Source organism: Streptomyces sp. NPDC005151 (assembly GCF_053599875.1).
The window spans coordinates 61,278-80,129 of sequence record NZ_JBSFYR010000012.1 but is presented as its reverse complement, the minus strand read 5'-3'; the positions used below and the strand labels follow the sequence as shown (position 1 = coordinate 80,129).

Annotated in this window: 16 protein-coding genes and 1 tRNA gene; 12 read left to right on the top strand and 5 right to left on the bottom strand. The window is 69.5% G+C overall.

What is annotated here, in order from left to right; genetic code table 11:
- Positions 1 to 256 precede the first annotated feature (256 nt).
- Positions 257 to 1,222, top strand: a complete 966-nt coding sequence (locus ACWD6R_RS09840; protein WP_451818229.1) for a DUF5926 family protein — start codon at positions 257 to 259, stop codon at positions 1,220 to 1,222.
- A gap of 250 nt (positions 1,223 to 1,472) precedes the next feature.
- Here the strand turns inward: ACWD6R_RS09840 and ACWD6R_RS09835 are convergent, their stop codons facing one another.
- Both ACWD6R_RS09835 and ACWD6R_RS09830 read right to left on the bottom strand, forming a co-directional pair.
- Complete coding sequence (locus ACWD6R_RS09835) at positions 1,473 to 1,973, bottom strand: hypothetical protein (protein ID WP_451818228.1); 501 nt, start codon at positions 1,971 to 1,973, stop codon at positions 1,473 to 1,475.
- Between the two features lie 357 nt (positions 1,974 to 2,330).
- The gene (locus tag ACWD6R_RS09830) at positions 2,331 to 3,014 is read right to left on the bottom strand and encodes a bifunctional DNA primase/polymerase (RefSeq protein WP_451818227.1); all 684 of its coding nucleotides are present in this window, start codon (positions 3,012 to 3,014) and stop codon (positions 2,331 to 2,333) included.
- A 476-nt stretch (positions 3,015 to 3,490) separates the two neighbouring features.
- On the opposite strand from ACWD6R_RS09830, the gene ACWD6R_RS09825 reads away from it, so the two are divergent.
- Positions 3,491 to 4,978: a PP2C family protein-serine/threonine phosphatase gene (locus ACWD6R_RS09825; RefSeq protein ID WP_451818268.1), complete on the top strand. Its 1,488-nt coding sequence runs from the start codon at positions 3,491 to 3,493 to the stop codon at positions 4,976 to 4,978.
- Between the two features lie 125 nt (positions 4,979 to 5,103).
- Positions 5,104 to 6,576: an aminopeptidase P family protein gene (locus tag ACWD6R_RS09820; RefSeq protein WP_451818226.1), complete on the top strand. Its 1,473-nt coding sequence runs from the start codon at positions 5,104 to 5,106 to the stop codon at positions 6,574 to 6,576.
- A gap of 40 nt (positions 6,577 to 6,616) precedes the next feature.
- Here ACWD6R_RS09820 and ACWD6R_RS09815 read toward each other — a convergent pair whose 3' ends face one another.
- Positions 6,617 to 7,165 carry an ATP-binding protein gene (locus tag ACWD6R_RS09815; protein WP_451818225.1) on the bottom strand — a complete coding sequence of 183 codons (549 nt, stop codon included), beginning with the start codon at positions 7,163 to 7,165 and terminating at the stop codon, positions 6,617 to 6,619.
- Between the two features lie 227 nt (positions 7,166 to 7,392).
- Here ACWD6R_RS09815 and ACWD6R_RS09810 point away from each other — a divergent pair, with 227 nt between their 5' ends.
- From ACWD6R_RS09810 to ACWD6R_RS09770, 9 genes are all read left to right on the top strand, one after another.
- Entirely contained in the window at positions 7,393 to 8,214 is an 822-nt protein-coding gene (locus ACWD6R_RS09810) for a hypothetical protein (protein ID WP_451818224.1), read from the top strand.
- A 181-nt stretch (positions 8,215 to 8,395) separates the two neighbouring features.
- A complete protein-coding gene (locus ACWD6R_RS09805; RefSeq protein WP_451818223.1) occupies positions 8,396 to 9,142 on the top strand; it encodes a YcnI family copper-binding membrane protein in 747 nt (248 codons plus the stop codon).
- Positions 9,143 to 9,293: 151 nt separating this feature from the next.
- Positions 9,294 to 9,947, top strand: coding sequence for an SCO family protein (locus ACWD6R_RS09800; RefSeq protein ID WP_451818222.1), 654 nt, complete (start codon positions 9,294 to 9,296; stop codon positions 9,945 to 9,947).
- Positions 9,944 to 10,393 carry a copper chaperone PCu(A)C gene (locus ACWD6R_RS09795; RefSeq protein ID WP_406420970.1) on the top strand — a complete coding sequence of 150 codons (450 nt, stop codon included), beginning with the start codon at positions 9,944 to 9,946 and terminating at the stop codon, positions 10,391 to 10,393. The genes ACWD6R_RS09800 and ACWD6R_RS09795 overlap by 4 nt, the downstream gene beginning before the upstream one ends.
- Before the next feature lie 14 nt (positions 10,394 to 10,407).
- Positions 10,408 to 12,354: a copper resistance CopC/CopD family protein gene (locus tag ACWD6R_RS09790; RefSeq protein ID WP_451818221.1), complete on the top strand. Its 1,947-nt coding sequence runs from the start codon at positions 10,408 to 10,410 to the stop codon at positions 12,352 to 12,354.
- Between the two features lie 26 nt (positions 12,355 to 12,380).
- The gene (efeB, locus tag ACWD6R_RS09785) at positions 12,381 to 13,691 is read left to right on the top strand and encodes an iron uptake transporter deferrochelatase/peroxidase subunit (RefSeq protein WP_451818220.1); all 1,311 of its coding nucleotides are present in this window, start codon (positions 12,381 to 12,383) and stop codon (positions 13,689 to 13,691) included.
- A gap of 27 nt (positions 13,692 to 13,718) precedes the next feature.
- Positions 13,719 to 14,654 (top strand): prephenate dehydratase, encoded by a 936-nt coding sequence (pheA, locus tag ACWD6R_RS09780; protein ID WP_451818219.1) that lies wholly within the window; start codon positions 13,719 to 13,721, stop codon positions 14,652 to 14,654.
- Between the two features lie 663 nt (positions 14,655 to 15,317).
- Positions 15,318 to 16,607 carry a serine--tRNA ligase gene (gene serS / locus ACWD6R_RS09775; protein ID WP_451818218.1) on the top strand — a complete coding sequence of 430 codons (1,290 nt, stop codon included), beginning with the start codon at positions 15,318 to 15,320 and terminating at the stop codon, positions 16,605 to 16,607.
- A complete protein-coding gene (locus ACWD6R_RS09770; protein ID WP_451818217.1) occupies positions 16,604 to 17,401 on the top strand; it encodes an HAD family hydrolase in 798 nt (265 codons plus the stop codon). Before serS ends, ACWD6R_RS09770 begins: the two co-directional genes overlap by 4 nt.
- 315 nt (positions 17,402 to 17,716) lie before the next feature.
- Here the strand turns inward: ACWD6R_RS09770 and ACWD6R_RS09765 are convergent.
- Together ACWD6R_RS09765 and ACWD6R_RS09760 are read right to left on the bottom strand one after the other, a co-directional pair.
- Positions 17,717 to 17,804 (bottom strand) — tRNA-Ser (locus ACWD6R_RS09765).
- Positions 17,805 to 18,118: 314 nt separating this feature from the next.
- Entirely contained in the window at positions 18,119 to 18,814 is a 696-nt protein-coding gene (locus tag ACWD6R_RS09760; RefSeq protein ID WP_451818216.1) for a hypothetical protein, read from the bottom strand.
- Positions 18,815 to 18,852: the final 38 nt, after the last annotated feature.

Sequence of the window (18,852 nt, the reverse complement as noted above, 5' to 3'; positions counted from 1 at the left end):
GCGCGCCGCCCGGACGCAAGGCAGAGGCGCCACCCGGCGGACGGACCCCCGTACGGACCGGCGGGCGGACCGCGTACCGGCAGGCGGACCGCGTACCGGCAGGCGGACCGCGTACCGGCACGCGTGCCGACCGGTGTCCCGGCCGACCTTCCGGCGTATGTACACGCAGGCACCCGGGCGTCTGTGCCCCGTACCCGACACGGGCGGCTAGGCTCGCGGCCCAGACCGCACTTTCGCAATCGGGAGAAAGCCCACCATGGCCAAGAAGCGCCCTCAGACCAAGGCCGGGAAGCAGCAACTCAAGGACGGCGAGATCCCGGTGGTCGGGGCTCGTGAGCCCTGCCCGTGCGGTTCGGGCCGCCGCTACAAGGCGTGTCACGGCCGCGCCGCCGCCCAGGCCGTGACCGAGCTGGTCCACCGCCCCTTCGAGGGCCTGGCGGGTGAGTGCGACTGGGTCGCCCTGCGCGAGCTGGTGCCCGCCGCCACGGTCGAACTGACACTCAAGGACGGGCTGCCCGAGGGTGTGCCGTCCGTGACGCTCGCGACCGTGCTGCCGATGGCCTGGCCGGCGCTGCGCCGCGACGATGGTTCCGTTCTTGTCGCCCTGCAGAACGACACCTCCTCCGGTGACCTCAGCCGAGACCTCGCGGACACCCTGCAGCGTGCACTGGCCGCCGAGCCCGGCTCGCCCGTCGCCGCCCGCCGCGTGCCGGCCGACGGTCCGCGCCTGCAGGACCTGCTCGACCCGGAAGCGGCGTTCGAGCCGGTCGTCCACTCCGGCTTCGAGTTCTGGGTCCCGGACGCGGAGAACGCCACGCCCGAGGTGTCCGCGTCCCTGGAACGCGCGAACGAAGCGGCGATCCCGACCGTTCTGCTCTCCGGGGTGGACGCCGCGTACTGGTGCAAGACCCCGGAAAAGAACCACCTGCGCTGGGTCATGCCGCACCCCGAGGAGCAGCTGCTCGACGCGCTTGCCCGGCTGCACGCCGCCGGCACCTCCTCGCTCGGCGAAGGGACCCGGCTGGTCGGCTCCTTCCGCGCGCACGGGCTGATGGTTCCGGTCTGGGACCTGCCGAGCGCGATGGGGGCGGAGGAGTGCGAGAAGCCCGCAGCCGAGCTCGCGGAGCGGCTGACGACGGCGCTCGCCTCGGACGCCCCGCTCACCGCCGAGGAGCGCCGGGCCCGTGGCGGGCTCACCAACCGCCAGGTGACGCTCAGCTGACCGTGCGGATGTGACGACCGCCGCGGGCCGCCCGGTGACTCACGTCACACCTTTCGTACCCGCAGGTAAATCGCTGTCCGAATAAGCGAGATCGAATTTGCGAACGGCAGATCTCTTGTTACGGTTCTAGAAGCCCGGTCGCTGGTGCATCCCCCGTCGCCAGCGATCGGGCATTCTCATGCCCGGACTCGGCGCGCGGCGCGGTCCACGGAGCGGACGGCGCCCGGCGCACAGCAGCTGCGGACCGGCGTCAACCCGCCGCAGGGGACGCCGGATTGGAACCGGCCCTCAGCAGGAGCGGAGCCTCCTCGGCCGCCCCCTCACCCGCGTACTCAGCCACTGCCGTGTACGCGTCGGGACCTCCGTGCGACGAGCGGCGAGGCGTTTCGCAGACCCCCGGCTCATCCTGTGCGTCCACTGTGCAGCGCACTTCGACGGTCCGGCCGCCGGGCCCCATCAGGATGAGTACGGACCGGAGTTCGCCACCCGTCGAATTGCGGTACGAGCTGCGCGCCCAGGCGTCCCGGCCTTCGGTCATGACGCAGGTCTGCGCCTCGACGCCCTCGGGGGAAATCAGCTCGGGTCCGCAGCGGGCAACGATCCGCGGAGCGGAACCGGCAGTGCCGGGGCCGGTGGCGACGCCGAATCCGGGGACCACCCTGGCCTCACCGACCTCACGGGAGCGGTCAATATCGGACAGAAGTCCGACACCGAAACTCCCGTCCGAAGATCCCTTTGCGGCAGTGCCCATAACACCCTCCGAACCTTTTTCGGAAGGTGCATCAGAAAGCCCGTCGACATCAGACTTTGCATGGCCGGGTACGGAATCGGGGCTTTCCGTGGGTTCCGCGGAAGCGACGAGCGGGAGCACGACGGCGGGCACCACCACACCCGCCATAACGATCATGCGGAGATTCATGGTGGTCCCACCTGTCGGCCGACGGGAATTCCTGACGCTGCGCCGAAGATATCGGCGTCATGGGGGTACCCGGGTGGAGCACACCCGCGCACCGCAGAACCCGGACCGGCTCACACCCGAAGGAGTGAGCCGATCCGCCCCTGGCCGTCCACCGAACCGCTCGTACGCCGGCCCCGACAGCCGCGCCCGTCAGTAAGCGAGCCGGCTGCCGCCGTCGGGAGCGCTGGTGCTCGCTTCGACCAGTGCGTCCAGGGCGGCTTCGACGTCCGGCAGCCAGGGCGTCGCCGAGCCGGGCAGCGGAGCCCGCTCCCAGCGCACCTGTCCCGCGCCCACCCCCGACGGGGGAAGGACGAGATAGCCGCCCTCGCCGTGGAAGCGCAGCGAACTGGGGACCCAGTCCTTGGCATGCAACAGCTCACCCAGCCGTTCGAGGGTGTACGGGGCGACCAGCAGCGACCACCGCGTCGGTGTCGCCACCACCGGGCCCAGCCGCATGCCCATGCGGTCGAGCTCGGCCAGCGCCCGGGCACCGGCCACGGCCGGCAGGCTCAGAGCGCACGGGGCACGTCCACCGGTGGCCAGCACGATCGGCGCGGTCGGCCGGTTGTTCCACCACCAGCGCACCATGCGCTCGTCGGTGGTCGCCGTGAGGAGACCGGGGTCGAAGGGGTGTGCGCCGGGTACGGCGCACTCGGGATCGGGGCAGGCACAGCCGCGGCCACGGTCACCGCGGCCACCGGCTGCGTCCAGTCCCACTCCGGGGAGCACGGGCCACTGCCATGCAGTGGCGCAGGTCAGGGCCGCGTCGAGCTGAGCGGGCCTTGCCTTGCGCCGGAGCCGGAGCCTGCGTCGCCTTCCGAGGATCTCGCGCATGAGCGCTCGTTCCTTTCCGTTGAACGCCGAGGGCCACATCACATCACGCGTGCGTCACATCACGTGTGCAGTACTTCACCGTGCGTACATGCTCTCTATGTCTGCGGTACGGGGTCACCCGTCGGTACCGAGCGTGAGCCGAGTCGAGCTGAGCCAGGTCCAGCCAAAAGCATGGCGAGGGGCAGCGCGCGTCGCGCCTGCCGTCCGATGGTGCACAACCCCGCCACTCGGGGGTGGGGCGCGGTCGTCGTAGTGAGGACGCCCGGGCTCTCTGCCAGGTTCCGGGGGCGACCGGAACTGCCCGTGGTTCCTCACCGATTACGTACCCCGCAGGCCCGGAATGACGCTCCCGCCGGGACTTCACCCCGCAGGCACCCCCTGTCGAGCCAGACCCAGTCGACCGCAATTAGCCGCCATAGGGTGCATTTTTTGGCCAACTTGGTGGTCCCATGGACACCACAAATGCCGTAGGGACAATGCTGGACATCGGCTCACTTGTGCGTGTACATGTGGATGCACTGATAGCGGCGCAGAATGACATGGGGGTTTGCGATGCTATTCGACGAAACGCACTGGTCGGAAAGCCGGTTGCCATGAGCGCCCCTCACCTGCCGAAAGTGGCTGGAATCGATCCCATGGTTCCTGTTTCAGCGCACACTGCCGGGCCCCTGGCCGATGTGGCCGCCGCACCGGGAGCCTTCATCCAGGACCGTCTGGCCAGCTGGGTGTCCGACCTCACGACGCTCCATGAACTCACCGAGCGACTGGCCAGAACCAGCACCCTCGACGACGCACTGCACGAACTGCTGGATGCCGGCGCGGCTCTCGTCGGCGCCCGCCGCGGACTGATCGTGTTCGAACCCTCCGACCGTCGCGGCCCGGTCTCCACCATCGGTCTCGGGCTCGCCCATGCCGAGCTCGGGCACATCGAGACGGTGCCGCGCAGCGCCACCTCGTACGGACGGATCCTGGATGGTCTTCCGGCCACCGAAACCCCGCTGACCAGCCCTGACCTTCTCGGCGACGCAAGCGTGGACCCCCGCCACCGCGAGGTCGCCGCCCGGCTCGGATACGCCGCCAGCTACGCCTTGCCGATCACCACCGACGCGACCGGACGACTCGGCGCAGCCGTCTGGCTGTACGACGAGCCCGCCGAGCCGCTGGAGCGCCAACGTCATCTCGTCGGCCTGTACGCCGGGTACGCGAGTGAGCATCTGGCCCGGTTGCTGGAGCTGGAACGGGCCAGGGCCGACGTCGCCACCATCACGGAGGAGCTGCTGCCCAGCCGACTGCCCCGGGTCACCGGCGTACAGCTGGCCGCCCGCCATCGCACGGCACCGCGCGGCGGCGGTGACTGGTACGACGCGCTGGCGCTGCCGGAGGGCGCACTCGGTCTCGCCGTCGGTTCGGTGGGCGGTTCCGGGCCGAGCGCCCTGGCCGCCATGGGACGGCTGCGGGCGGGCCTGCGGGCGTACGCGGTGATGGAGGGCGAGGATCCGGTCGCCGTCCTGTCCGATCTGGAACTGCTGCTGCGGCTGACCGAACCCGCCCGGTCCGCGACCGCGCTCTTCGCCTACTGCGAACCCGCCCGCCACAGGATCCTGCTGGCCGGCGCAGGGCACACCCCGCCGCTGGTGATCGGCGACCGGCGCACAGAGTTCGTCGAGACCTCGTTGTCCGCACCGCTGGGCATGCTTGCCTGCTGGGAAGCGCCGAGCGTGGAAATCGCCCCGGCGCCCGGCGAGACCGTGCTGCTCTACACCGACGGGCTGTTGCGCCGTACCGGCGACTCGATGGACCGGGCGTTCGCACGGCTCCACTCGGCAGCCGCGAGCGTGCCGAGGGCGCTGCGCCACGACGCCGGGTTCGTCGCCGACCATGTCCTGCGGACCGTCCTTCCGGACGGGCTCGACCAGGCCGACGGCACGGAGGACGTCGTGATCCTCGCCGCACGCTTCGACTGAACCGATCATTTCGGCTGAGTGGTGTCTTCCGGCTTCCGTGTGTAAGAGGTCCTACGGCCCTGGGCTCCCTTCCGTGCGCCCGTACGATGGACGAGATCCAGTGTCGTATCAAGGAGAGTCAAGTCGTGTCTGAGGAGCTCATCCCGGAGAACCCGGAGAACCCGGAGACCGAAGAAGACGAGACGGTCAAGCAGCGGAAGAACGGCCTGTACCCGGGCGTCTCCGATGAGCTCGCCGCCGGCATGAAGTCGGGTTGGGCCGACACCGAGCTGCACGGCCTCGAGCCGATCGCGCAGGCCGGTCACACCGCCGACCGCCGCGCCGCACTGTCCGCCCGCTTCCCCGGCGAGCGTCTGGTCATTCCCGCAGGCAAGCTGAAGACCCGCGCCAACGACACCGAGTACGCCTTCCGCGCCTCCACCGAGTACGCGTACCTCACCGGCGACCAGACCCAGGACGGTGTGTTCGTCCTGGAGCCGAAGGACGACGGCCACGAGGCGACGATCTACCTGCTGCCGCGCTCCAACCGGGAGAACGGCGAGTTCTGGCTCGACGGCCAGGGTGAGCTGTGGGTCGGCCGCCGCCACTCCCTCACCGAGGCCGAGCAGCTGTTGGGCCTCCCGGCGAAGGATGTACGCGAGCTCCCGGCCGCGCTGGCCGAGGCCACCGGCCCGGTCCGCAACCTCCGCGGCCACGACGCGGGCATCGAGGCCGCGCTCACCGACAAGGTCACCGCGGAGCGCGACGAGGAACTGAAGATCTACCTCTCCGAGGCGCGACTGATCAAGGACGCCTTCGAGACGGCAGAGCTGCAGAAGGCCTGCGACGCCACGGCGCGCGGCTTCGAGGACGTCGTGAAGGTCCTCGACAAGGCCGAGGCCACCAGCGAGCGCTACATCGAGGGAACGTTCTTCCTGCGCGCCCGCGTCGAGGGCAACGACATCGGCTACGGCTCGATCTGCGCGGCCGGCCCGCACGCCACCACCCTGCACTGGGTGCGCAACGACGGCCCCGTTCGCTCCGGCGAACTGCTGCTCCTCGACGCCGGCGTCGAGACCAACGACCTCTACACCGCCGACGTGACCCGGACCCTTCCCATCAACGGCACGTTCACGCCGCTGCAGCGGAAGATCTACGACGCGGTGTACGAGGCCCAGGAGGCGGGCATCGCCGCCGTCAAGCCGGGCGCGGCCTTCCGCGACTTCCACGACGCCGCGCAGCGCGTGCTCGCCGAGAAGCTCGTTGCCTGGGGCCTGCTGGGCGACCTCTCCGTGGAGAAGGTCCTGGAGCTGGGTCTCCAGCGCCGCTGGACCCTGCACGGCACGGGCCACATGCTCGGCATGGATGTCCACGACTGCGCCACCGCGCGCACGGACACGTACGTCAACGGGACGCTGGAGGCCGGCATGTGCCTCACCGTCGAGCCGGGCCTGTACTTCCAGGCCGACGACCTGACCGTGCCGGAGGAGTACCGCGGCATCGGCGTCCGGATCGAGGACGACATCCTCGTCACCGAGGACGGCAACCGGAACCTCTCCGACAAGCTGCCGCGCCAGGCCGACGAGATCGAGGCCTGGATGGCCCAGCTCAAGGGCTGACCACCGGGAATCCGCGCCCGTGCGCCGGAGGGCGCCCTGCTCAGGACACCATGAGCAGGGCGCCCTCCCGCCATTTCAGAACCTTGTCGAAGCTCACCACCGCGCCACGGCCCGGGCGGTTGCCGAAGTGGACGTGGTCGGCGAGCTGCTCGATCAGACAGAGCCCCCGGCCGTCCTCGGCTCCGACGGGCGGCAGGAACTGCTGTTGATGTTGATCCGACTGCGGCTGATCAGCAGTGCGAAGCGCGCACCGCGCGGGGAAACCGGGCCCCGAGTCGGCGACTTCGATACGGCATTTCTCGCCGTCCAGATACGCGGTGACCCGGTACTGCCCGGAGGCCGAACCGGACTGCTCGTCCCAGGCGTCCCATGTGTCCCATGGGGCCCCGGGGGCGTCGACGTCGCCGGCGTCTCTCCGGTCCCCGCCGTGCTCGACGGCATTCGCACAGGCTTCGCTGAGCGCGACCGACAGATCGAAGGAGATGTCCGGATCCACGCCGGCGGTCTCCATGGTGCCGAGCAGGAAACGACGGGCGAGCGGAACGCTCGCAGCTTCGCGCCGCAAATGGAGTGACCACCACATGCTCATGCTCCAGCCTCCTGGCTGCGGCTCGACATACCGATACGTATTGCCGCACCGGGCGGTTCGTAAGCACAGACCTGATGTGAAACCGCTCATTCGGCGGATACCCGCACTTGGAGCACCCGTGTATGCCAGGCCCGACAGCAGGAACGCCGCGCACCCAATCGGGCGGAAGGCGACCTTCCGGACCTGCCGTACCGATTCCCGGGGCGCAGTGCGATGATGGCCCGGCCATGTCTACGCCTGTCGCACGCGCCGGAGCCGGTCTGCGGCTCCTGAGGGCCGCGGTGTTCACCGCGGTCTGTGTCGCGCTGTCCGCGGCAGGGCATGCACTGGCCTCCTGCGCCAGCGTCCCCTGGTGGACGCTGCTCGCAGGCTTCCTCGGAGTCTTCGCGGTGGTGGTGGCGCTCGCCGGACGCGAGCGTTCCCTGCCGTCCATCGCCGCCGCCCTGGCCGGTGGACAGCTCGTCCTGCACACCCTGTTCGGGCTGGGCACGCACAGCGCGTCCGGTACGCCGACGCAGGCAGCGGCGGACGACGGCTCCCTGATCCGGTTCGCCGCAAGCCTGGTGTGCGGCGCCGGACCGGCGCAGCTGAACGCCGCCGAAGCCCACCGCATCGTCAGCGACGCGGGCATCGATCCGGCGACGGTGACAGGCATGGACCATCAGTCCATGGCCGCCGCCGGAACCGACCCGACCACCCTCGCCGGGCTGCTCACGGGTCTGCTGCCCAGCCTGCCCATGCTGCTCGGCCATCTGCTGGCCGCGCTGGCCACGGGCTGGCTGCTGCGGCGCGGCGAGATCGCCTTGTTCAAGCTGGCCAGGCTGTCCGCGTACGGGGCCCAGCAGCTCGCGGCCGAGGCCCGGTTGCGCGCGCTGCGGGCCACGCTCGTTCTCGTACGAGCGCTGCGGGCCGGTCTCCCGGTTGAGGCGGCGACCGGGCCGCGCACCTCCCGTACCGCAGCCGACGCACCGGCTCCGGTCACCGGCGATCCACTGCAGCACCAGGTGATCAGGCGCGGGCCTCCGTCCGTATTCACCCTCGCAGCCTGACGCGACGCCCTCCGCTTGTAGCACGCACGAACCGTTCGCGGTCATCACCCGGTCCATGCCCGGTGGCGCCCGCCCAGCACGGTGCACGCACGCCGCACGTGAGGAAGAGGTGTCGCGATGCCGTCGCGCACCTGTGCGGCGGACCACCCTTCCTTCGTGCTTCTGTGGAGTGATTCCTGCCATGAACGTTTCCCGCATCGCCCTGGTCGGCGGCGTCGCCGCCTCCACCGTGCTGATCCTCGCCGGTACGGCCTCCGCGCACGTCAGCGTGCAACCGCAGGGAGAGGCAGCCAAGGGCGGCTACGCCACGATCAACTTCAAGGTCCCCAACGAGCGCGACGACGCCTCGACGACCAAGCTCGAGGTCAACTTCCCGACCGACCACCCGCTGGCCTCCGTAATGCCGCAGCCGGTGCCCGGCTGGAAGATCGACGTCACCAAGAGCAAGCTGGCGAAGCCGCTGGACATGCACGGCCAGAAGATCAACGAGGCCGTCTCCAAGGTCACCTGGACCGCCGAGGGCAGCAAGAACGACCTCGGTATCCGCCCGGGCGAGTTCCAGCAGTTCCCGCTCTCCGTCGGCCAGCTCCCCGAGGACGCCGACCAACTGGTCTTCAAGGCCATCCAGACGTACGACAACAAGGAAGTCGTCCGCTGGATCGAGGAGCAGAAGGACGGCGCCGAGGAGCCCGAGAGCCCGGCGCCGGTCCTCAAGCTGACCGCCGCGACCACCGACGAGCACGGCAGCACCGCCGACGACAAGAGCGGTGCGGCGACCGCCGACGAGGCGAAGGACGAGCACACGGAAGCTGCTACCGCCTCGTCCTCCAGTGACACCACCGCTCGTGTCCTCGGAGTGGTAGGCATCGCCATCGGCATCGCGGGGGTGGCCTTCGGCTTCCTCGCAGGCCGCCGCCGCAACGTCTGAGACCCCCGGCCCTCACTTTCGGATCAGGCCGCTCTTCCGGATCGGGCCGCAGACACGCGGTCCCGGGCCCAGGAGCCCGGCCTGATCCGGAAGAGGGCCCCGAGCCCCCCCCCCCCCCCGTTTTCACCGACCCATCAGGAATCAGCGATCCATGCGTAAGAAGACTGTGCTGGTCGCGGCGTTCGTCGCCGCGGCCGCACTCACCCTGTCGGCCTGCGGCAGCGGCGACGACAGTGCCAAGAAGCCCATCGCCGATGTCTCCGCCGAGGCGAAGACCAAGGCCGCGACCGTGCTCGACCAGCCGTTCACCAAGCCGAATCTGGTCCTGACCGACACCCACGGCAAGAAGTACGACCTGCGTGAGCAGACCAAGGGCAGGCCGACGCTCATCTACTTCGGCTACACCAACTGTCCCGATGTCTGCCCGCTGATCATGAGCAACATCGCCATCGCCAAGAAGTCCCTGCCCAAGGCCGACCAGGACAAGCTCCGGGTCGTCTTCGTCACCACGGACCCCGAGCGGGACACCCCGCCCTCGCTGGGCAGCTGGCTCAAGGCCCAGGACGCCTCCTTCATCGGCCTCACCGGCGACTTCCCGACCATCCAGGCGGGCGCACGCCAGATCGGCATCGGCATCGACCCGCCGAAAAAGGAGAAGGACGGCACGGTCGTCTCGATGCACGGGTCGCAGGTCATCGCGTTCTCCCCGAAGACCGACAAGGGGTACGTGCTGTACAGCGAGGACACCTCGCCCGACGACTACACCCAGGACCTCCCCAAGATCATCAAGGGGGAGACTCCGTGAACCGCCGCACCACCCTCGCCGGCGCCCTCGCCCTCACCACCGGGCTGGCGCTTGCGGGATGCTCGGCCTCGGACAGCAAGCCCGAGCTGAAGGTGACCGGCGCGTTCATGCCGCAGCCCGTCAGCGACATGGCGGCGGGCTTCCTCGTCGTGCGGAACACCGGCGGCAGCTCCGACCGGCTCACGTCGGTCACCAGCCCGCTCTCGGACCACGTCACGATCCACGAGACGAAGAACCAGACGATGCGCATGGTGACGTCCTTCGAGGTGCCCGCCGACGGCGAGCTGGATCTGGAGCGCGGCGGGAGTCACATCATGTTCACCGCGCTCAAGGAGCGCCCCAAGCAGGGCGAGACGGTGACCGTGGAACTGCACTTCGAGAAGGCCGACCCGATAACGGTCGACCTTCCCGTGAAGGAGACCACCCACAACCCGAAGAAGCAGTGAGGGACTGACACACCATGACAGCCACCGCCCCGCACTTCGGGCCGTCCCCGTCCGTGCCCCCGATGCGTCGGCCACTCGCCGCGGCCGCACTCCTCGCCGCGCTCGTCACCATGGTGGCGGGCCTGCTGCTGGGCGGCGCGGCACCCGCGTCCGCACATGCCGCGCTCACCGGGAGCGATCCGCAGGACGGGGCGGTGGTCGCCACCGCACCCAAGGAGGTCACGCTCACCTTCTCCGAACAGGTCGCCATGGGCGACGGTTCCATCCGGGTCCTGGACCCCGGCGGCAAGCGCGCCGACACCGGTGCGGCTCCGCGTGATCTGCAGAGCGGCTCCACCGTGAAGTACGGCGTCACGCTCCACTCCGGGCTGCCCAACGGTACGTACACCGTGGCCTGGCAGGCAGTCTCCGCGGACAGCCACCCGGTCTCCGGTGCCTTCACCTTCTCCATCGGGGCCCCCTCCCAGACCACCGTCGCCCTCCCGTCGGACCAGGCCGGCGGTGGCCTGGTCGGCGCGCTCTACGGCATCGCGCGGTACGCCGCGTACGCCGGGTTCATCGTGCTGGCCGGTGGCGCGGCCTTCGTCCTGGCCTGCTGGCAGCGCGGGGCGGGCGCGCGCCCGCTGCAGCGTCTGGTCGTGCGCGGCTGGCTGACCCTCACCACAGCCACCCTGGCCATGCTGTTGCTGCGGAGCCCGTACACCGGCTCCGGGAAGCTCGCGGACGCCTTCGACCTGGACGGCCTGAAGGCCGTGCTCGACACCAAGCCCGGGGCCGCGTTGGTCTCACGGCTGCTGCTGCTCGGGGCCGCCGCACTCTTCATCGCCGTCCTGTTCGGGGCGTACGCGAAACGCGAGGACGAGCGGGAGAAGAAGGACCTCACGTTCGGACTGGCCATCGGCGGCGCGGTCATCGCCGCCGGGATCGCCGGGACGTGGGCGCTCACCGAGCACGCCTCGACCGGGATCCAGCCCGGCATCGCCATGCCGGTCGACGTGCTGCATCTGCTCGCCGGCGCCGCCTGGCTGGGCGGACTCGCAGCACTCCTGGTCGCGCTGTACCGGACGCCGGACATCGGAGCCACGGCGGTACGGCGCTTCTCCCGTATCGCGTTCGGCAGCGTGCTCGTGCTCACCGCGACCGGGCTCTACCAGTCCTGGCGCCAGGTGGGCTCCTGGTCCGCGCTCACGGGCACGGGGTACGGGCAGTTGCTGCTCGCGAAGGTGGGACTCGTCGCCGTACTGGTCGGGGTCGCGTGGATCTCGCGGCGATGGACGGCTCGGCTGACGGCGGCCCCGACCGAGGCCGGGACCGCGGTGGACCCCCAGATGGACGCGGATGCCTCCGCCGAGGTGGAGAGCGAACCTGCGGACGAGTCCGAGGACCCGTCACGAGCCGCCCAGCTCGCCCGGCAGAAAGCCGCAGTGGCAACCGCCACGAAGAAGCGGATCCGCGATGCCGACTCCGAGCGGTCCGGACTCCGCCGCTCCGTGCTGGCGGAAGTGGGCGTCGCGGTGGCGCTGTTGGCAGTGACGACCGTACTGACCTCGACCGAGCCGGGACGTACCGAGGAGGAAGCGGCCCGGGCCTCGACCGGCGCATCCGCGCCCGCGGCCGAAGGACCCGTCACGCTGAGCCTGCCGTTCGACACCGGAGGCCGGAACGGCAAGGGCACGGTCCGGATGGACATCGACCCCGGCCGAACCGGCGCCAACGGGCTTCACCTCTGGATCGACGGACCAGACGGACAGCCCATGGACGTCCCCGAGGTGAAGCTCGCCTTCACCCTGAAGTCCAAGGGCATCGGGCCGCTGCCCATCCTCCCCGACCGGCTCACCGAAGGGCACTGGACAGCGAGCGGCGTCCAGATCCCGATGGCGGGCGACTGGAAGGTCGCGGTGACCGTCCGTACGTCGGACATCGATCAGACCACCATCGGCAAGAACGTGAAGATCGGCTGAGCGGAATCGTGAGCACAGACAGCAACGTGAGCACAGACATCAAGAAGACCGGAAGCAACGGGGAGAGCTCCACCGGCGAGATCTCCCGGCGGCGGCTGCTCGGCAGCGTGGGTGTGGCCGGTGCGACCGGACTGGTGCTGGGCGCGGCGGGCGGTGCGATCGGTTACGCCGCAGCCCGCCCCGACGAGCCGACAGCACTGACGACGGTCGGCTCGACCGAGGCAATGTTTCACGGGAAACACCAACCGGGGATCACCACTCCGCTTCAAGCACGTGGCCATCTCATCGCCTTCGACCTGGCGCCCGGTGCAGGGCGGAAGGAAGCCGCCGCCCTGATGCGCCGCTGGTCGGACGTGGCCCAGCGCCTGATGGCCGGCGAACCCCTCAGTGGGGGCAGCGCGGACGGTACGGACCACGACACCGGGATCGCGCTGGATGCCGGCCCCTCCTCGCTGACCATCACCTTCGGCTTCGGGCACACCTTCTTCGAACGCACGGGCCTGGCGGACCACCGGCCGCCCGGGCTGGATCCCCTGCCGCCGTTCTCCGCCGACCGGCTCGACGCCAAGCGCTCCCACGGCGACCTCTGGGTGCAGATCGGCGCCGACGACGCGCTCGTCGCCTTCCACGGGCTGCGCGCCATCCAGAAGGAGGCCGCCACGACGGCCCGGGTCCGCTGGCAGATGAACGGTTTCAACCGCACCCCCGGGGCCACGGCCGCGCCGGCAACCGCCCGCAATCTGATGGGGCAGATCGACGGCACCGGAAACCCGAAACCCTCGGAGAGCGACTTCGACCGGCGCATCTTCGTACCGTCTCAGCCGAAGGCGGGCGACGAGGCGCAGTACACCTGGCTGGCCGGTGGGTCCTACGCGGTCGTACGGCGGATCCGGATGCTGCTCGACGACTGGGAGAAACTCCCGGTGACGCAGCAGGAGCGGGTCATAGGGCGGCGCAGGTCGGACGGCGCGCCGCTGAGCGGTGGCACCGAGACCACCCCGATGGACCTCGACAAGGCGGGCCCCGACGGCAAGCTGCTGATCCCGGGCAACGCCCACGCCCGGATCTCCTCCCCCGAGCGGAACAGCGGGGCTGCGATGCTGCGGCGCCCCTTCTCGTACCACGACGGCATCGCGGCCGACGGCACTCCCGATGCCGGGCTGCTGTTCATCTGCTGGCAGGCGGATCCGCTGAAGGGATTCGTGCCGGTGCAGCGCAAACTCGACCGGGGCGATGCGCTGTCGCCGTTCGTCCGGCACGAGGCGAGCGGCCTCTTCGCAGTGCCGGGCGGTGCGGCGAAAGGGGAATACGTGGGGCAGCGGCTCCTGGAGTCCTGAGCGGGCAAGGCGCATTAGGGTGACGGTATGTCCGCCACGCGCTACGCCTATCTCGGTCCCGAAGGCACCTTCACCGAGGTCGCCCTCCGTACGCTCCCGGAAGCCGCCACTCGGGAACTTGTCCCGATGGTCTCCGTACCGGCGGCTCTGGACGCGGTACGGAGCGGGGCTGCCGCGGCCGCCCTCGTACCGATCGAGAACTCCGTCGAGGGCGGCATCACCGCGACCATCGACGAGCTGACCACCGGCGAACCACTGATGATCTACCGCGAGGTGCTGCTCTCCATCACCTTCGCGCTGCTCGTGCGGCCCGGCACCAAGCTGCACGACATCAAGACCGTCACCGCGCACCCGGCGGCACAGCCACAGGTACGCAACTGGATGGCGGCCCATCTGCCGGAGGCCGTATGGGAGTCGGCCGCGTCCAACGCGGACGGTGCGCGGCTGGTACAGGAAGGGCGGTACGACGCCGCCTTCGCCGGTGAGTTCGCGGCGGCCACCTACGGCCTCGAACCGCTGGTGACGGAGATCCACGACGCGGAGAACGCGCAGACGCGCTTCGTGCTGGTGGGGCGCCCTGCCCGGCCCGCGGCGCCGACCGGCGCGGACAAGACGTCGGTGGTCATCTGGCTGGGCGACGACCACCCCGGCGCACTGCTCGAACTTCTCCAGGAATTCATGGTGCGCGGGGTGAACCTGATGCTGATCCAGTCGCGGCCGACCGGGGCGGGCATCGGGAACTACTGCTTCGCGGTCGACGCCGAGGGACACATCGCGGACCGTCGCGTCGGGGAGGCGCTGATGGGGCTGAAGCGGATCTGCCCGAAGGTGCGGTTCCTCGGTTCGTATCCGCGTGCGGGGGTGGCGCCGGAGGACGTGCGACCGCTGCGCGACGGGACGTCGGACAGGGAGTTCACGGACGCCTCGGACTGGCTGGCCCGGGTCCAGGACGGCCGCGCCTGACCGGGAACCGGACGATCGGGCCTGATTGGCCTGGCGTGATGGCCGGCGCTGACGACCTGGCCCGACGCCTGGTCCAATAGCGGGGTTGGGTTCCCTGCCCGGCTGCGTGCGCACATCGCCAGTATTACCTGCCGATTTTCACAATCCACAAGAGTTATCCACAGGGGCGGTTCTCGACCTGGGGACAAGTCGACACCTCAATATGACATGGTCGACAAATCGCCCCATTCGCCCCACAGTCACCCACAGGGCTACAGGCCGCCCGTGTCATCTCAATTCCATTGATCAACTCCTTAGGGCGAGGAATTCCCACCCGAATGAGTGTGTGCAGTGAGTTTGAACGGGGATTCCATGAGCCCTCATGCGGCTTTCGGAATGATCTCTTCCTGTGTCCACAGATCTCCCCCACAGCCTGTGGATAACCCTGGGGGACTTCCCACCCCTGTGGACAAGCGCCCCCAACTCCCCCTGCGCGCATGGCTGATACGTCAAGGGCGAAAGCCCTTTCTGCCCCATTTAGGGGAATAGGGGCTCCTTATTGACAGCCGGGATCGATCGCGGGCGACGATTCCCCCCTTTTACCAATTCCGGCAATTCGGGCAAAGTGACACGCTTGGCAATATCGGTTCGAGCTACGGAAGCGCACACCGGTAGCCTGGAGGGGTGATTGACCTTCGCCTGCTCCGTGAGGACCCCGACCGTGTTCGCGCCTCCCAGCGCGCCCGTGGAGAGGACGTCGCGCTCGTCGACGCCCTTCTCTCCGCCGACGAGCGGCGCAGGTCGTCCGGTGTCCGCTTCGACGAACTCCGTTCCGAGCAGAAATCGCTCGGAAAGCTCATCCCCAAGGCTTCTCCCGAGGAGCGCGCCGAGCTGCTCAAGAGGGCCGAGCAGCTGAAGGCCGACGTCAAGGCGGCCGACGCGGCGCAGGACGAGGCCGACGCGGAGGCCAAGAGCCTGCTGCTGCAGCTCGGCAACATCGTCCACGAGGACGTGCCGGTCGGCGGCGAGGAGGACTTCGTCGTCCTGGAGACGCACGGCACCATCCGCGACTTCGGCGCCGAGGGCTTCGAACCCAAGGACCACCTGGAGCTCGGCGAGGCGCTCGGCGCGATCGACATGGCGCGCGGCGCCAAGGTGTCCGGCTCGCGCTTCTACTACCTGACGGGTGTCGGCGCGCTGCTGGAGCTCGCCCTCGTCAACGCCGCGATCGCGCAGGCCACCGAGGCCGGGTTCATCCCGATGCTGACCCCCGCGCTGGTCCGCCCGCGCGCGATGGAGGGCACCGGCTTCCTCGGCCAGGCCGCGGAGAACGTGTACCACCTGGAGAAGGACGACTACTACCTGGTCGGCACCTCCGAGGTCCCGCTCGCCGCTTACCACATGGACGAGATCATCGACGCGGACAAGCTGCCGCTCCGCTACGCGGGCTTCTCGCCGTGCTTCCGCCGCGAGGCCGGTACGTACGGCAAGGACACCCGGGGCATCTTCCGCGTCCACCAGTTCGACAAGGTCGAGATGTTCTCGTACGTCGACCCGGCGGACGCCGAGACGGAGCACCGGCGTCTTCTGGACTGGGAGAAGCAGTGGCTCACCGGCCTCGAGCTGCCGTTCCAGGTGATCGACGTGGCCACCGGCGACCTGGGGGCCTCGGCCTCCCGGAAGTTCGACTGCGAGGCGTGGATCCCGACCCAGGGCAAGTACCGCGAGCTGACGTCCGCATCGAACTGCGACGGTTTCCAGGCGCGCCGCCTCTCCGTCCGGATGCGCGACACCCGCGACGGCAAGAAGGTCCTCCAACCGCTCGCCACGCTGAACGGCACGCTCTGCGCCGTACCGCGCACGATCGTGGCGATCCTGGAGAACCACCAGCTGGCAGACGGTTCGGTACGGGTCCCCGAGGTGCTCCGTCCGTACCTGGGCGGGCGCGAGGTCCTGGAACCGGTCGCCAAGTGACCTTCCCGTACAAGCTCGTCGCCACCGACCTCGACGGGACGCTGCTGCGTAACGACGACACGGTCTCCGAGCGCACCCGCGAGGCACTGGCCGCCGTCACCGCGGACGGCGCCGCGCACATCATCGTCACCGGGCGGGCCGTCCCGTGGACCCGGCACATCCTGGACGACCTGGGCTACCAGGGCATCGCGGTCTGCGGCCAGGGCGCGCAGGTCTACCACGCGGGCGAGCACAAGCTGCTGACGTCGCTGACGCTGGACCGCCAGCTCGCCGGCCTCGCGCTCGCCAAGATCGAGGCGGAGGTCGGGCCGCTGGCGCTGGCGGTGAGCCGCGACGGGCTCGACGGTGAGGTGCTGGTCGGTCCCGGCTACCGCGTACAGGAAGGGCCCCTGCCGGCCGTCTTCGTGAAGGACGCGATCGAGATGTGGTCCGCGCCCCTGAACAAGGTCTACATCCAGCACCCGGAACTCGACGACGACGCACTGGCGAACGCAGCGCGTGGGGCCGTCGGCAACCTGGTGGACGTGGTCATGGCAGGCCCGGGCGTGGTGGAGATCCTGCCGCTGGGGCTGAGCAAGGCGACCGGGCTCTCGCTGGCGGCGCGCCGGCTGGGCGTGAAGGCGGCGGACACACTCGCCTTCGGCGACATGCCCAACGACATCCCGATGTTCGCCTGGGCGCAGCGGGGTGTCGCGATGGCCAACGCGCATGACGACCTGAAGGCCGTCGCGCACGAGATCACCGCCTCGAACGAGGACGATGGCATCGCTGTGGTGCTGGAGCGGCTGCTCTAGTGCCGTGACCGGCAATGTTTGCCCCATGAGGAGCGTCGTCCAGTGCGTGCGATCGCAAGGCGGCCGGACGTCCCCCAGTGGGGTCTCCCCTGCTCGAACAAAGTTGAGAGCTTGGGGAAGGCGCTACCAGGGCTTGTGGCCAACGCGGCGAGCGGGCGTGCTGGACGACGCGACGGGGCAAAGCCTGCCGGGAGGGGCACCAGGCGGCTCCGCAGACCACGTGAACGCGGAGAAGCACGGGCCGGGTGCAGGCATGCGCCCGGCCCGTGATCGTGTGCGGCCTCGGCGCGGGGTTGTCCGCGCCGGGTGTCTGTGCGGAGGATGCGCGGATCGAACGCGCGCGGGGTCGACAGCCCCGACCACGGCTTAGCAAGCCGCTGCCTTACCACTCGGCCAATCCTCCGGGTGGGCGGCCGCGCGATGCGCGCAAAAAAGCCGCCCCGGGCGTCCTGCTGGGAGCGGCTCAGCGGAGTGAAGTGATGGTTACTCCGGCGCCTGCTCCAGCCCGCCCTGGTGGGAACTCGACGGACTCGTACTCTCAGTCATCGTCGCGCTCCTCTCCCGGTCCTGTGGCGTGCCTTCCTCAATCACTGTGCCTGGCGCCGTCCTTGTCCGCCACCCATTATTCGAGCGGCGACGACCGACGGGGCGTGCTCGTTGTCCGCCCCCGGCCCACGTACGCCTGGCCGTGGGCGGACAGCTAGCGGCGGACGGTAATCAGCGGCGCCTACGGTGACGTCGCAGATCCTGGAGCTGACGGACGAAGTCGTCCATCCGCGCATCGATACGGACGATGTCCTCGGACATGTCCCCGAGCCGGACACTCATCGCGCCGACGACCCGATTCGTGGTTTCCAGCCTGCGGTCGAGGCTGTCGAGCCGGTGCGACATCCGGTTGAGTACCGGCCCGAGCTCCTGGAGCGCCGAGCCGACTCCGGCCAGGCAGCTCTCGACGCGAGTGACGCGCCGATCGAGCGAGGCGTACCCCGCCCGCAGATCCTCCTCCGCGTCGAGCAGATAGGTGCGGACGCACCGAGCGATGTCGCTATCGCGAAGAAGCATCGCGACATTGAGCACGGTCCTACGGGTGAACAGCCTCAGCTGAGTGGCAGCCTGTGGATAACTTTTCACCCCCTCACCCTTCCATAGCGACTCGATGTCGCTATGGAAAGATCGCAGCTCAGCACCGTGCAGCACGCACATGCCGTTCTCCGCGAACTCCTTGTGGTGCCGGTCAGTCAGCCTTCTGACAGAGACTGTGGATACTTCGAAGTAACGAGCCACATCCTCTGTGCGGACGTGAATTCCGTCAGGGAGCATGACAAGGCTCTTGACCTTGTCGAGGACGTCGACGCGCCCCATCTGCTCGACGCGCAGCGCGCGCGATTCGAGCAGGGCGACTTCCGTGGGCATGGGCATGCCTTACGTTCGCGAAAACGACGATGGACAGC

Bases quoted from the DNA above. Each gene is read 5' to 3' on its own strand.
- ACWD6R_RS09840 (WP_451818229.1), top strand. From the start codon at position 257: ATGGCCAAGAAGCGCCCTCAGACCAAGGCCGGGAAGCAGCAACTCAAG.
- ACWD6R_RS09835 (WP_451818228.1), bottom strand. From the start codon at position 1,973: ATGGGCACTGCCGCAAAGGGATCTTCGGACGGGAGTTTCGGTGTCGGA.
- ACWD6R_RS09830 (WP_451818227.1), bottom strand. From the start codon at position 3,014: ATGCGCGAGATCCTCGGAAGGCGACGCAGGCTCCGGCTCCGGCGCAAG.
- ACWD6R_RS09825 (WP_451818268.1), top strand. From the start codon at position 3,491: ATGCTGGACATCGGCTCACTTGTGCGTGTACATGTGGATGCACTGATA.
- ACWD6R_RS09815 (WP_451818225.1), bottom strand. From the start codon at position 7,165: ATGAGCATGTGGTGGTCACTCCATTTGCGGCGCGAAGCTGCGAGCGTT.
- ACWD6R_RS09810 (WP_451818224.1), top strand. From the start codon at position 7,393: ATGTCTACGCCTGTCGCACGCGCCGGAGCCGGTCTGCGGCTCCTGAGG.
- ACWD6R_RS09805 (WP_451818223.1), top strand. From the start codon at position 8,396: ATGAACGTTTCCCGCATCGCCCTGGTCGGCGGCGTCGCCGCCTCCACC.
- ACWD6R_RS09800 (WP_451818222.1), top strand. From the start codon at position 9,294: ATGCGTAAGAAGACTGTGCTGGTCGCGGCGTTCGTCGCCGCGGCCGCA.
- ACWD6R_RS09790 (WP_451818221.1), top strand. From the start codon at position 10,408: ATGACAGCCACCGCCCCGCACTTCGGGCCGTCCCCGTCCGTGCCCCCG.
- pheA (WP_451818219.1), top strand. From the start codon at position 13,719: ATGTCCGCCACGCGCTACGCCTATCTCGGTCCCGAAGGCACCTTCACC.
- ACWD6R_RS09760 (WP_451818216.1), bottom strand. From the start codon at position 18,814: ATGCCCACGGAAGTCGCCCTGCTCGAATCGCGCGCGCTGCGCGTCGAG.